The 13665-nt window shown below is 71.8% G+C and carries 9 protein-coding genes and 3 pseudogenes; 5 read left to right on the plus strand and 7 right to left on the minus strand.

Annotation, left to right across the window (positions count from 1 at the left end):
- Nucleotides 1–95: 95 nt before the first annotated feature.
- Nucleotides 96–683, plus strand: coding sequence for a hypothetical protein (locus ACFHVL_RS29735; protein WP_416631858.1), 588 nt, complete (start codon nt 96–98; stop codon nt 681–683).
- Between the two features lie 10 nt (nt 684–693).
- Here the strand turns inward: ACFHVL_RS29735 and ACFHVL_RS29740 are convergent, their stop codons facing one another.
- A complete protein-coding gene (locus ACFHVL_RS29740; protein WP_416631850.1) occupies nt 694–1245 on the minus strand; it encodes a hypothetical protein in 552 nt (183 codons plus the stop codon).
- Nucleotides 1246–1459: 214 nt separating this feature from the next.
- Here ACFHVL_RS29740 and ACFHVL_RS29745 point away from each other — a divergent pair, with 214 nt between their 5' ends.
- Nucleotides 1460–4069, plus strand: coding sequence for an FtsK/SpoIIIE domain-containing protein (locus ACFHVL_RS29745; protein ID WP_416631851.1), 2610 nt, complete (start codon nt 1460–1462; stop codon nt 4067–4069).
- Nucleotides 4066–4719 (plus strand): hypothetical protein, encoded by a 654-nt coding sequence (locus tag ACFHVL_RS29750; protein WP_416631852.1) that lies wholly within the window; start codon nt 4066–4068, stop codon nt 4717–4719. The genes ACFHVL_RS29745 and ACFHVL_RS29750 overlap by 4 nt, the downstream gene beginning before the upstream one ends.
- On the opposite strand, the gene folE is transcribed toward ACFHVL_RS29750, so the two are convergent.
- The 3 genes from folE to hpt all read right to left on the minus strand — a co-directional run bounded on the left by folE (nt 4706) and on the right by hpt (nt 8267).
- Entirely contained in the window at nt 4706–5323 is a 618-nt protein-coding gene (gene folE, locus ACFHVL_RS29755) for a GTP cyclohydrolase I FolE (RefSeq protein WP_416631859.1), read from the minus strand. The genes ACFHVL_RS29750 and folE overlap by 14 nt on opposite strands.
- A gap of 59 nt (nt 5324–5382) precedes the next feature.
- Complete coding sequence (ftsH, locus tag ACFHVL_RS29760) at nt 5383–7398, minus strand: ATP-dependent zinc metalloprotease FtsH (protein WP_416631853.1); 2016 nt, start codon at nt 7396–7398, stop codon at nt 5383–5385.
- A 296-nt stretch (nt 7399–7694) separates the two neighbouring features.
- Nucleotides 7695–8267 carry a hypoxanthine phosphoribosyltransferase gene (hpt, locus tag ACFHVL_RS29765; protein WP_416631855.1) on the minus strand — a complete coding sequence of 191 codons (573 nt, stop codon included), beginning with the start codon at nt 8265–8267 and terminating at the stop codon, nt 7695–7697.
- A gap of 353 nt (nt 8268–8620) precedes the next feature.
- Between hpt and ACFHVL_RS29770 the strand changes: the two are divergent.
- Nucleotides 8621–9571, plus strand: a pseudogene (locus ACFHVL_RS29770) (GlxA family transcriptional regulator); the annotation flags it as partial.
- 119 nt (nt 9572–9690) lie between these two features.
- Here the strand turns inward: ACFHVL_RS29770 and tilS are convergent.
- The 3 genes and pseudogenes from tilS to dacB form a co-directional block, all read right to left on the minus strand.
- Nucleotides 9691–10671, minus strand: a pseudogene (gene tilS, locus ACFHVL_RS29775) (tRNA lysidine(34) synthetase TilS); the annotation flags it as partial.
- A 7-nt stretch (nt 10672–10678) separates the two neighbouring features.
- Nucleotides 10679–11752 carry a zinc-dependent metalloprotease gene (locus tag ACFHVL_RS29780; protein ID WP_416631856.1) on the minus strand — a complete coding sequence of 358 codons (1074 nt, stop codon included), beginning with the start codon at nt 11750–11752 and terminating at the stop codon, nt 10679–10681.
- 52 nt (nt 11753–11804) lie between these two features.
- Nucleotides 11805–13334: a D-alanyl-D-alanine carboxypeptidase/D-alanyl-D-alanine-endopeptidase gene (dacB, locus tag ACFHVL_RS29785; RefSeq protein ID WP_416631857.1), complete on the minus strand. Its 1530-nt coding sequence runs from the start codon at nt 13332–13334 to the stop codon at nt 11805–11807.
- Between dacB and ACFHVL_RS29790 the strand changes: the two are divergent.
- Nucleotides 13333–13665 (plus strand): annotated as a pseudogene (locus tag ACFHVL_RS29790) (hypothetical protein); the annotation flags it as partial. The gene dacB and the pseudogene ACFHVL_RS29790 sit on opposite strands and share 2 nt — an antisense overlap.

Consider the following 13665-nt stretch of genomic DNA (forward strand, 5'->3'; position numbering starts at 1 on the left):
GACCGGGACCGTCCTACCGCAAGGCAGGACTACCAACCGTGCGCTCACTAAAGCCCACTGAGAGGTAACGGTGACCTACGTTGACCCGGGAACCGATGCCGGACCCCTTCGCCGACCAGCCCGACTGGGCACCCCGACCGCCGCGACCGCTGGCGCTGGTGCCGGCGGTCACCGAGGCGCAGCTGCACGGTCGACGGGTGCTGATCGGCCTGCCCGGCACCGGCTGGCGCGGGGAGCTACGCAGCGACAACAAGATCGTCCAGAACAGCCGCACCTACGTGCCGGTGTTGCCGGAACAGGAGTGGTACCGGGCAGAGGCGGAGCAGGTCGAGGTGTTCGCGCCGCTGGTGCCGATCGATCGGGTATGGGTGGAGCGTCCGGATGAGACGCAAACCGCACCGACCCGGGACGACGTCCTGTCCCGGCTGGTCTCCCTGGACGCACCGACGAGCCGATTTCCCACCCCGGCCGTCGACGCGGGCCCGCTGACCGGCCGCCGCCTGGTGCAGATGAAGGACGGTCAGGAGCGCCGCGACCTGCGCGCCGTGACCGAGCTACACACCGGAACGGACGGCGACATCGTCCTGCGGGCGATGCCGGAGGTCGACTGGTATCGCTGGATCTGGACAGGCCGGCCGCCGGAGTCGGTGGAGATCCCGGTCCACCTGGTGTGGGTCGAGTAGCCGCGCCGGCTCACTCCAGCTTCCCCGCCCCACAGACGCGCCAACCACCCTCGTCGACAGCGGTGAAGCGCCACTCGTCCGAGAACCGGTAGTTGGTGGACCCGGACGGCAGCGTCCGGTGGATGGTCGCGACCACCACCGCCTCTGCGGCCGACTCCGCCTGGACGGTGACCCCGAGCACCTGCACCACACCGCGCACGTTGGCGCGCTCCTCGTAGGCGAGGACACTGGACCGCAGCTGCTCGATCCCCGAAAGATCCGGTTCCGCACAGACATAGGTCGCGGCCTGGACGTCGTCACGATGGTAGAGGTAGGCCACCAGGTAGCCGCGTACCGCGCTCTGCGGGGTGCCCCGATCCGGGGTGGTGACGTTGGCGTAGAACACGAAGGCGACACCGGCGCCGCCGAGACAGAGCAACGCGGTGATGCCGGCGGCCAGCGCCAGCGCCAGGCGCAACCGGCGGCCGGGCGGAACGACCGGCGGTGGCATGACGCCGGGAGCGGTCCGCTGCCGGGGCACCCAGCCCCGGCGTACGGGGGTCGCCGGTTGCGTCTGTTCCACCCTTCGACAGTATCCGTCTCCAACATGAGACTGAATAGCCGACCGGCGTCCTGATTGGTCACATATCCGGCGAAGTACCAGGTGAGTACTGATGAATCGCCAAACGTCGGCCGTCGGCCGCCGGTCGTCAGCCGGCTGGGATACCGTCTCAGGTCTGAACTCAACCGGCGCCCGAACCTAGGGCGTCCAGTCAAGTGGTAGGCAGGTGGTCGAGATGGGCACGGCTCTGGACCGCGCCGCCGCGCTGCACCGCTCCGCCGCCACCGCCCTCGCCGCGCTCGGGCCGGCCGGGCACCCCGCCCCGGCCGGCGGAGGCATCGACACGAGCCAGCACGAGATCGCCGAACAGCTCCGCAGCCTCGCGGCGCGGCTGGCACCCGGCTGGTGGGGCGCGCCGCTGGACGCGCAGACCCCCGCCATGCCGATCGGCGGTCTGGAACCCACCGGCTACCTGCGGATCGGGATCGCGCAGCCACTCGACGACGCCCGGTTCCCGGTCCTCGTGCCATTTCTCGGCACCGGTCATCTGGCAATCGACGGCGACGTACGGGACCAGCGGGTGGCCGGGCTGCTCCGCGCCACGCTGCTGCGGCTGTTGGCCGCCGTACCACAACGCCGGCTGGTCGTGCGGACGGTGGACGGCATCGAAACGAACCGCCAAGGCGTCCTCGCGCCGTTCCAACGGCTGATCGACGGCGGGGTGCTCCGCCCGGCGGCCACCGAACTCACCGGTCTACGCGCCGCGTTGGCCGAGGCCGAGCAGTGGATCCGGCCGGCCCGCCCGACGGTGACCCGGCACCACCGGCAGGGACGCTTCATGCTGTTGCTGATCGCCTCACTGCCGGAGTCGACCGATGGCGGCGATCTCGGGCGGATCGACCGACTCGCCCAGGCCGGTCCCGAACACGGCCTGCATCTGGTCGTCGCGGGGTGGCCACCGCCGCCGTTGACTCCGGAACAGACCCGCACCGAACTGCCACGCAGCACGGTCGTACGGCTGAGGAATCCGCACGTCCTGATCGGTGACCCACCCGGGGACTCCTTCAGCGACCCGTCGGCGGCGGCAGCCGGGCGGCCGGGCGGGCTGAGCGCACCGGCGTACCTGGACGCCGGACCACCCCAGCAGCTGATCGACCGGGTCGGTGCCGAGCTGGTGGCGGCAGCCGACGCCGGCGGACGCCCGCCGCTGGCCGAGTTGCTTCCCGACCCGACGACGCAGCTGTGGACGGAGTCCGCCACGGCGGGCCTGGCCGCCGGTGCCGGCTTCGACGGCCACCGGCAGGTGGTGCTCAGGTTCAACGACATCACCCCGCACTGGCTGGTCGCGGGGCAGCCGGGGTCGGGCGTGGACGAGTTCGTGGTCACCATCCTGTACGGGCTCGCGGTCCGGCACCGGCCGGCCGATCTCGCCGTACACCTGGTGGATCTGTCGCCCGGCGAGTCATTCGCCAGTGTGTTGCCCACCGACGCGGACCCGTCCTGGCTGCCGCACGTGGCCACCGCCGGGGCCGAGGCCGACCCGGAGTACGCGCTGTCCGTGCTGCGGTTGCTCGCCGCCGAGGTCGACCGGCGCACCTGGCTGGCCGGCCGCAACGGCACCAGCAAGTTCACCGAGCTCGCCACGGCCGCCGGGATCGGCCGGATCCTCGGGGTGCTCAAGGATCCGGCACCACTGCTCGATCCGGGTACGGGTACCGCCGCCGAGGCCGCCGAGCTGCTGGAACGCGTCGCCAGAGCCGGCCGCGGCTGCGGCGTCCACCTGCTGGTCGCCGACACCGGTGGCGGCGATCGGCGGGGCGACGTCGACGGGGACGGTTGGCGGCACAACGAGTCACTGTTGACCCAGTTCCCGGTACGGGTGGCGCTGCCCGGTGGGGACTGGCTGCTGGAGCCGAACAACGACTCGGCGGTCGGGCTGCCGGTGGGCAGCGCGGTCGTCAACACCGCAGGCGGCCTGGGCGGGCCTCGGGGAGCCATCCGCGGACACGAACGCACCGTCAACTTCCCGGACCCGTACGCCGATCTGCCCGGGCTGACGCGGCTGCGTCAGCAGATCTGGTCCCACCGGGACACCGAAACCCGACCGCCGCAGGTCTTCGCCGGGTACCGCCAGCCCGACCTGGCCTTGCATGCCGGCTACCGGCAGGCGCTGGCCGGTCCGACCGAGCCGCCGAGCTGCCTGCTCGGGCAGGCCGTCGAGGTGCCGCAACGGTCGGCGGAGTTCCGGTTCGAACGTGCCCCCGGGCGCCACCTCGCCATCTTCGGTTCCCGCGACCTGACGGCTGACCTGCTGGCCACGGCGGTGCTCAGCCTGGCGGCGCACCATCCACCCGGCTCGGCCCGCATGCTGTTCGTCTCCTTCGGCGAGCACGACCGGTCGCAGCTGGCCGCGCTGACCGACCTGATCGAGGGCCGGCAGCCCACCGAGTTGGTCGACCTCGACATCCTGCGCACCCTGGGCGAGGAGACCGGGCCGGCCTACCTGATAGTCGCAACGGCCGACGTGCTCGAACTCGGTGGGCCAGCCGCCGCCCGGCTGCGCAACCTGCTGGACTCCGGGCCGGGCCGGGGCATCCATCTGCTCTCCTGCTGGCAGCAGGCGGCTCCCTTCACTGCCTTCCTCGGCCCCAGCCCGGAGTTGATCGCCGGACTCGTCCTGCTCGACCGGCCGGTGACCGGGATGCCCGGGCTTGCCGATCGGCTGCCCCAGTGGCAGCCACGTCACCAGCGGGGCCTGCTGTACGACGGTCAGACCGACCGGCACACCGTCTTCGTGCCGTTTCGTCGCGCGGCGGTGCCCGGCACGGGAAGGGAGGCGGCGTGACGCCGACCGACTCCGGCGACTGGGCCGAGTACACGGCGGCGGCCCGCCGACTCGCCCGGCTGCGCCAACCACCGCTCACGGCCCGCCCGGCAGCGGGCCCGGCCGGTGATCCGGCCCACGTACGCGACCGGCTCGCCGCCCAACGGCACCAGTTGCTCGCGCTCGGCGTACCAGCGGCCACGCTCGACCCGCCGCAGTCCGAGGTGGCCGCGCGGCGGGCGGCGATCCAGGCCGGCGGTGATCCGGCCCGTCAGTCCGCGATCGACCGGGCCGCGGCCGAGATATCAGCCGCGACCGCGACCCTGGCCGGGCAGTCGCTCGGCCAGGCGGCCGGGCCGTTGGCGCCGGGCGGGTTCCCGGTGTGGCTGCGCAACCTGCTGGTCTACGGGCCGTTCGCGGTGATCGTGCTGCTGATTCAGGTCGCCCTGTTCATCGCGGCCGGCGTCAGCGCCCCGCTCGGCTACGTACTCAGCTGCGGTCTGATCATGCCGCTGGCCGCGTTCGGGATCGGCTGGTTGGCGGTGGGCTTCGTGTTCGCCGTGCCCGGCCAGCGTGTCGACCGGACACCGCTGGTCGGCATCCTGGCCTGCGCGGCCCCGCTGCTGCTGGCCGGTGTGCTGGCGGTGGCCGCCCTCGTCAGCCGTGGATGATCAGGCTCATCGCCTCGGCGCGGGACTTGGCGTCGCGCTGGAAGACGCCGCGTACGGCGGAGGTGATTGTCCTGGCCCCGGCCTTGCGGATGCCCCGCATGGCCATGCACATGTGCTCGCAGTCCAGCACGGTGACCACTCCGCGCGGCTCCAGCCGGCTCATCAGCATGTCGGCGATCTGCGAGGTCAGCCGCTCCTGAACCTGCAGCCGGCGGGCGTAGACCTCGACGAGGCGGGCCAGCTTCGACAGGCCGGTGATCCGCCCGGTGCTGCCCGGGATGTACCCGATGTGCGCGACTCCCCGGAACGGCAGCATGTGGTGCTCGCACAGCGACATCACCTCGATGTCGCGGACCAGCACCAACTCGTCGTGGTCGGCCTCGAAGGTGGTGGTGAGCACCTGGGCGGCGTCGGCCCGCAGCCCGGCCAACAGCTCGGCGTACGCCCGGGCCACCCGGGCCGGCGTCTGCTGTAGCCCGTCCCGGTCCGGGTCTTCGCCGACGGCGATCAGGATCTCCCGTACGGCGTGTTCGATCCGGGGCAGATCGACGGAGCGTTCGACCGGGGTGCCGTTGAGCTTGCCGTTGATCAGGCGGGCGGCCAGATAGTCCAGCGCGTCGTCGTCCGGTTCGGTCGACGACGCGCTGGACTGACTCGAGCTGTTCAGGAGGTGCCGTCCGAGTTGGCGGACATGCCACCGCCGACGACTGCCTGAGCTCCGTCGGCGGCGGCCTCGCGGCCGAGGTTCTCCTTCTCGGCCGGAGTGAGCACCGGCGGCTCCGTCGATGGCAGCCGCTTGCCGAAGCCGTTGAACGGTGCCATGGGCGGCCGCTTGACCACCCGCTCGCAGATCCTGGCCATGTCGGCGGTGGAGAGGGTCTCCCGCTCCATCAGCTCCAGGACCATGTTGTCGAGGATGTCGCGGTACTCGACGAGGATCTCCCAGGCTTCGTCGTGCGCCAGCTCGATGAGGGCCCGCACCTCGCCGTCGATCTCGGCGGCCACGGTGTCGGAGTAGTCCCGCTCGTGGCCCATCGTGCGGCCGAGGAACGGCTCGTCGCCGCTGGTGCCGTACTTGACGGCACCGAGCTTGGCGCTCATGCCGTACTGGGTCACCATCGCGCGGGCCAACGCGCTGGCCTTCTCGATGTCGTTGCCGGCGCCGGTGGTGGGCTCGTGGAAGACCAGTTCCTCGGCGGCCCGGCCACCGAGGGCGTACGCCAGGGTGTCGATCATCTCGGCGCGGGTCTGGGTGTACTTGTCCTCGGTCGGCAGCACCAGGGTGTGGCCGAGGGAACGACCACGGGACAGGATGGTCACCTTGTGCACCGGGGCGGCGTGCGGCAGCGCCCAGGCGACCAGGGCGTGACCGCCCTCGTGATAGGCGGTGATCTTCTTTTCCTTGTCGCCCATCACCCGGGTCCGCCGCTGCGGGCCGGCGACCACTCGGTCGATCGACTCCTCCAGGGCTTCGTTGGTGATGGCCCGGGCGTCCTGGCGGGCGGTCAGCAACGCCGCCTCGTTGATCACGTTGGCCAGGTCGGCACCGCTGAACCCGGGGGTACGGCGGGCCACCGCGTCCAGGTCGACGTCCGGGGCGAACGGCTTGCCCCGGGCATGCACCCGCAGGATGGACTTGCGGCCCTCCATGTCGGGGGCGTCCACCGGGATCTGCCGGTCGAACCGGCCGGGACGCAGCAGCGCCGGGTCCAGGATGTCCGGCCGGTTGGTGGCCGCGATGAGGATCACGCCGCCCTTGGTGTCGAAGCCGTCCATCTCGACCAGCAGCTGGTTGAGGGTCTGTTCCCGCTCGTCGTGGCCGCCGCCCATGCCGGCGCCACGGTGCCGGCCGACGGCGTCGATCTCGTCGACGAAGACGATCGCCGGCGCGTTCGCCTTGGCCTGCTCGAAGAGGTCACGGACCCGGCTGGCACCGACGCCGACGAACATCTCGACGAAGTCGGAGCCGGAGATCGAGTAGAACGGCACCCCTGCCTCGCCGGCGACCGCACGGGCGAGCAGCGTCTTACCGGTGCCCGGCGGGCCGAACAGCAGCACGCCCTTGGGAATCTTTGCACCGAGGGCCTGGTACTTCGCCGGATTCTGCAGGAAGTCCTTGATCTCCGTCAGCTCTTCGACAGCTTCCTCGGAGCCCGCGACGTCGGCGAAGGTGGTCTTCGGCGTGTCCTTGGTGATCATCTTCGCCTTGGACTTGCCGAAGTTGAGCACCCGGGACCCGCCGCCCTGCATCTGCGACATGAACAGCAGCAGCAGGATCACCAGGATCGCGATGGGCAGCAGGTTCACCAGCAGCGTGATGAAGATGCTGTCCGACGAGACCTCGGCCTCGGCCGGGCCGGTGACCCGCCCAGCCTCCTTGGCGGCCAGCACCTCGGCCCAGATCTCACCGCCGACCTCGTACGGGAACTGTGCCTCGATCCGGTCGGTCTGGGTCTCGCCGAACGTTTCGGTCTCGGCGAGGTCGAGGCGGAGCGTCTGCTCCCGGTCCTGGAATATCGCCTTGTCGATCCCGCCCTGCTCCAGTCGCTCCAGCGCCACAGAGGTGTCCACCTTGTGGTAGCTGGGGCCGTTGGTGAAGAAGGAGCTGAGCGCAATCGCACCGATGATCACCAGGATGATCCAGACCACCGGCCGGCGGAAGAAACGCGTACGTTCCATACGTTTGTCGAGCGCCGCAGCGCCCGGACCCTCCTGATCGACATTCTGACCGTCTGGTTAGCGACCCCGAGGCGCCAACCGCGCGCCACGGTCATTCGAAGGTACACCGTGGGGGCGTGGTGCGCGTCCGCGAGCCCGGTCAGCCGGCCCGCCCGGCCCGATACTGGCCGCTTCCGCGACGTTGGCCCCACGCTGATGCGGTCGTTCGTCCGCACCACCGAACACCGTAGCGCTGTTTACTGAAAGCGGCCTGGACGTCCAGGCGAGTCTTCCCGCCGAGGTGGCCAACTGGCCGCTCAGCGGGCGTACACCTCGGGCTTGAGCACCCCGACGTACGGCAGCTCGCGGTACCGCTCGGCGAAGTCGAGGCCGTAGCCGACCACGAACTCGGTCGGGATGTCGAAGCCGACGTACTGCACCGGGATCGGCACCTTGACCGCCTCCGGCTTGCGGAACAGGGCGACGACCTCGACGCTCGCCGCGGACCGTGACTCCAGGTACTTCAGTAGCCAGGACAGGGTCAGGCCGGAGTCGATGATGTCCTCGACCACCAGCACGTGCCGGCCGGCGATGTCCCGCTCCAGATCCTTGAGGATCCGCACCACGCCGGAGGAGGTGGTGCCGTGTCCGTACGAGGACACCGCCATGAACTCCAACTCGACCGGCGGGCCCTGCCGACCGAGCGCCCGGGCGAAGTCGGCCATGAACATGACCGCGCCCTTGAGTACGCAGACCAGCAGCAGCCCACCGTCGACGTCGACGTAGTCGGTGGCGACCTGCTTGGCGAGCTCGGCGGTCTTCTCGCGGATCTGTTCCTCGGTGATGATCACGTGGTCGATGTCGGCGTCGTACCAGGAGCCGTCAGCCATGCCCTAAGCCTGCCGCATCCCGCTGGCCGTCCGTCACTCGGGCCGGCGCTAGCCGCGGCCGTCGGTGCCTGATGGGGGCCGGCGGTATCCGTCCTGGCTCGGTCGCCAGTCCGCCGAGTCGCGGCTGTCGCGGGTCAGACCGGCCGCGGAGGCGGCGGCCAACAAAATGATGATCGATACAACGACGAGTAGTTCCATGGCGGCGGTCACCTTCGAGCTAGTGGGTGGTGGGTCTGCCGCCGGTGCGCACCGGACGTCTGTACACCAGTGTGCGAGCGGCGGACACTCGCCGACAGTGGCAGCAATGCCACTGTTAATCGATTTTCTGCCATCGTCGGGCTAGACTGGGCCGCATGATCCGTACCGTCGCGGTGATCGCGCTCGATGGCGTGGCAGCGTTCGAGCTCGGGGTGGTCTGCGAGGTCTTCGGTCTGGACCGCACCGCGGACGGCTTCCCCGGCTACCGCTTCGACGTCTGCACCGTCGACGGTGCCCCGGTCCGCAGCACCTCCGGGTTCGCCGTCGTCCCGACCGCCGACCTCGGGCCGGTCGGCGACGCCGACCTGGTCGCCGTCCCCGCCGCCACCACCCGCCCCACCGTGCCGCCGGCCGTCCTGGCCGCGCTACGCGCCGCCGACCGGCGCGGCGCCACCCTGCTCAGCGTCTGCTCGGGCGCCTTCGTGCTCGGCGCCGCCGGCCTGCTCGACGGCCGCGAGTGCACCACCCATTGGAAGTACGCCGACGAGCTGGCCCGCCGGTACCCGAACGCCCGGGTCCAGTGCAACTCGCTCTACGTCCACGACGGCAACGTGCTCACCAGCGCCGGCACGGCCGCCGGCATCGACGCTTGCCTGCACCTGGTACGCCAGGAACACGGCTCGGCACTGGCCACCAAGCTCGCCCGCCGGATGGTGGTGCCGCCGCACCGTGACGGCGGCCAGGCGCAGTACATCGAGACACCCATCCCGGTCAGCCCGACGGCCGCCACCCTGGAGCCCGTCCTCAACTGGATGCAGGCCAACCTCGACGTCACGGTGAACGTCGACGAGCTGGCCGCCCGGGCGCACATGGCCCCGCGTACGTTCGCCCGCCGCTTCCGCGCCGAAACCGGCACCACCGCTCACGAATGGCTCACCGGGCAGCGGGTGCTACTCGCCCGGCAACTGCTGGAGGAGACCAACCTCGGCGTGGACGTGGTCGCCCGACGGTGCGGCTTCGGCGATGCCGCCACGCTGCGCCACCACTTCAACCGGCGGGTGGGCACGACCCCGCTGGCCTATCGCAACACGTTTCGCGACCGGTCCCGGGTGGACGTAGACGAGATCGAGCCAGCCGGCGTCGGGCCGGCCCCGGCCGGGCCGGTCGGCGTAGGACCGGTCGGCGTAGGCTCCGTCCGGACCGGCTGACCGCCGCCGGACGGGTCGGCACCGGGTGCCGCGAGTACGCCGGCGCGACGGCTCACCTCGATCCCGCCGGGCAGGTGGACCGCCTGCTGCCCGCGCCAGGCCGTCACCAGGGCGTCCAGCGCCTCGACGTGCCGGTGCGCCAGCGCGCCGCCCGGCGCACCGAGCTCGCGGGCCCACCGGTGCAACGCCCTGGTCCGGACCGCCGCCGGCTGGCCGGCGAGAACCGCGACGGACACCCCGCCGGTATCGGTCCGCGCCTGTTCGAGGGCCGCGACCGCCAGCGCGTCCAGCGTGGCGTTGTCGGCGGCGACCAGGTCGGCGGTCCGGGCCAGGTTCGCCACCACCGCTGGGCCGAGCGCGGCGACCAGCACCGGCAGTACGTCGGACCGGACCCGGGCACGGGCATAGGCCGGGTCGACGTTGTGCGGATCGGTCCACCAGTCCAGCCCGAGCGCCGCGCAGGCCGCCCTGGTCTGTTCCCGGCTGACCGCCAGCAACGGTCGCAGCAGCACCACTCCGGAGAGTTCCCGCGTCACGGGCATCCCGGACAGACCCGCCGGGCCGGCGCCCCGGGCCAACGCCAGCAGCACGGTCTCGGCCTGGTCGTCACGGGTGTGACCGAGCAGTACGGCGTCGGCACCGTACCGGTGCGCCGCGTCGGTCAGGGCGGTGTAGCGGGCGGACCGGGCCGCCGCCTCCGGGCCGCCGGACCGGCCAACCGACACCGACACCACCTCGACCGGTTCGAACCCGACCGCCGACGCCCAGTCGGCCACCCGGCGAGCCTGCTCGGCGGATCCCGCCTGCAGCCGGTGGTCGACGGTGATCAGACCGGCGGTGACGCCACTTCGGGCGGCGACGAACGCGACGGTGGCGGCCAGGGCGAGTGAGTCGGGCCCGCCGGAGCACGCCACCAGCACGGTCCGACCGGCGTAGGGGACCAACGCCCGGCGTACGGCCACCCGCAGCGCGGCGACCTCGGGAGCGAGCCTGGCCACCGGCGGATCAGGCGCCGGTCGGCGGCGAGCCGGAGACCGGGCCATGCACCCGGGACACCCACGCGTCCGGGTCGCCGAGTTCTGCGAGCCGGGGCAGGGTCAGCGGCGAGTCGAAGATCTTGTTGAACCCGGCCATGCCGACCCGCTCCACGACCCCGTGCACGAACTTGCGGCCCTCGGCGTACTGACGCATCTTGACTTCGACCCCGAGCAGTCGACGGATCGCCTTCTCCAGCGGGTTGCCGGCCTCCCGGCGCCGGTTGAAACCGGCCCGGATCTGCTCCACCGTCGGGATGACCTCCGGCCCGACACCGTCCATCACGAATTCGGCATGCCCTTCGAGCAGCGTCATCAGCGCAGTCAGCCGGTCCAGTACGGCACGCTGCGCCGGTGTCTGCACGATGTCGAGCACGCTGGCTCGGCTCTGCGGATCGCGGATCGACTCGGCGAGCGTGCCGACCCCGCGCCGGACCCGGTCGACGAAGTTGTCGCCGCCGGCCTGCGACGCGTCGACGAAGGCCTGCACCTGACCGAGGAAGTGCCCGCGCATCCACGGGACCGCGGTGAACTGGGTCCGGTGGGTCACCTCGTGCAGACAGACCCAGAGCCGGAAGTCACGCGGGTCGGCCTGCAGTTTCCGCTCGATCTCGACGATGTTCGGGGCGACCAGCAGCAACTGGCCGGGGTCACCGGAGAAGACCTCGTACTGGCCGAGCACCCGGCCGGACAGGTAGCCCAGGACCGTCCCGGCCTGTACCCCGGTCACCCGGGACCCGATCGCGTCGGTGAGCGCCCCCGGCTGTCTGTCGCCGGCGGCTCGCGAGACCAGCGGGGTGATCACGTCGCGCAGTCCGGCGATGTTGGCCGCGGCCCAGTCTCGGCGGTCCACCACCCGCACCGGCGGGTGGGTGACCTGCGCCCGCAGACCGGTGTACGCGATCACGTGCCCGGCTGCTTCGTCGGTCAGCCGGCGGAGGTCGTTGACGACCTCGGTCGCCTCGTCGAGAGATGCCTTCGGGCCCGACTTACTCAGCGCGCCGGCGGTAGCGGCGGCCAGATCCCAGTCCACGAACTGCGCCATGCCACCCACCGTACCCGCGGAACGCTCGTCGACCCTGATGATCATGTCCTGGTCAGCGGCAGCCGCAGCTCGCCAAGGTCGCGGCGATCCGGTCGAGGGCGGCCTGTGCCTGATCGGGAGCCGACGGCACCGCGTCGGCCAGCACCGCGAACGCGAGGAGCCGACCATCGGCGGTGGTCACCGTACCCGCCAACGAATTTACCCCGGACAGTGTTCCGGTCTTGGCCCGCACCACGCCCGCACCGGCCCGCTGCGGCCCGGCCGTCGCCTGATACCGGCCCTGCAAGGTGCCGGACCACGCCGCGACCGGCAGTCCGGAGAACAGCCCGGCCAGCTCGGGTCTGCTGCCGCTGCCGGCCAGTACGGTCAGTCCGGTGAGCAGTCCGGCCGTCAACCGGTTGGTCCGGGACAACCCACTGCCGTCGGACAGGTCAATCTGCTCGGCCGGCAGACCCAGATCCGTCAGTACGACATCCATCGCGGCGGCCGCTCCGGCGAACGAAGCCGGCTCCCCCTGCGCGATCGCGACCTGCCGGGCGAGCGCCTCCGCCACGACGTTGTCGCTCTCCGACAACATCGTCTCCACCAGGCTGATCATCGGCGGGGATTCGACCCGGGCGAGTTCGGCGCCGGGAATCGGCTGCTCCGTGGCGGCCACAGTCGGTTCCGACGAAACCGGCTGCGACGAGGCCGCCGGGTTGGCGACCGCGCCGGTGCTACCGGTGGGTCGTCCCGTCGACCCGGCGAGTTGTTCGGCGTAGCCGGCGGGTGCGGTGCCGACCGCCTCCGCCGGCAAACCCAACGCACGGGCGAAGGCCCGCCCGGCGGCCAGGTCCGGTGCGGCGGCCCGTTGTGCCCAGCCCTTGCTCGCCTTGGGGTTGATCCGGCCACCGTCGATCATCAACGCGGTGATCGCGGCCGCGTAGCCGCCGGTAGGGATGTCGTCGTCCCAGCCGGGCCCGAACGCCGGGCCGGAGAAGAGCGACGCGTCGATCGTCACCTTGGTCGGCGTGGTTCCGCCGAGCGCCGCGCGGGTCGCCTCAGCCAGTTCGTCGAGTCGGGCGGCACCGGAGTAGAAGCCGGCCCCGTCGATGGCCAGCGTCGGGTCACCGCCGCCGACCAGCACCACTTCGCCCGGTTGCGCGCCAGCGACCACCCGGGTGGCGATCTGATGCGCCGGCCCGGTGGCGGCCAGCACCGTAACCGCAGTGACGATCTTGGTGGTGGACGCGGGCATGGCCATCGTGCTCGGGTCCTGGCTGAACAGCACCGTCCCGGTCGCCATGTCCTGAACGGAGATGTGCAGCCGGCCGCCGAGCCCGGAACCGGCGGTCACTTCGTTGAGCGCCGTGGTCAGCCCTTGAGTGGTCGGCACCGGGGTGTCCACAGCCAGCCCGGCCAGCACCGGACCCGGCGTCGGATCGGCGGCGGCGGCGCTCGGAGTGGGGCTGGGCGGTGCCAGACCCAACCAGCCGGCGACCGGCCCGGGCCGGAGTACGGCGACCGAGGTGCCGCCCACCAGCAGAAACGCGCCGATGATCGCAGCGGTGATCAGGAGCGTCCGGCTCCGCCGTGACCCCATGGGCGGGGGCGTCGGCACCGCTGGCGCGGACTCCGCCGGCTCAGCCGATGGCGAGTCCACGACCTCCGCCGGCTCCACCACCGTCGGCGGCGCTGCCGACGTGGTGCCGGTCGTGGTCGGGACAGCGGACGACGGCTCGCTTGCCGCGGATGCCTCCCAAACCGGCTCCGGCGGCGACCCGTCCGCCGCGGCCAGGACCGGCACCTTGTCTGGCTGTGCCGGCTCGCTGGGCTGTGCCGGCTCGCTGGGCTGTGCCGGCGCGCTGGGCTGTGCCGGCGCGCTGGGCTGTGCCGGCGCGCTGGGCTGTGCCGGCGCGCTGGGCTGTGCCGGC

Origin of the sequence: Micromonospora sp. LOL_023, assembly GCF_048060115.1 — a bacterium.
In the GTDB taxonomy this organism is placed as follows: domain Bacteria; phylum Actinomycetota; class Actinomycetes; order Mycobacteriales; family Micromonosporaceae; genus Micromonospora_E.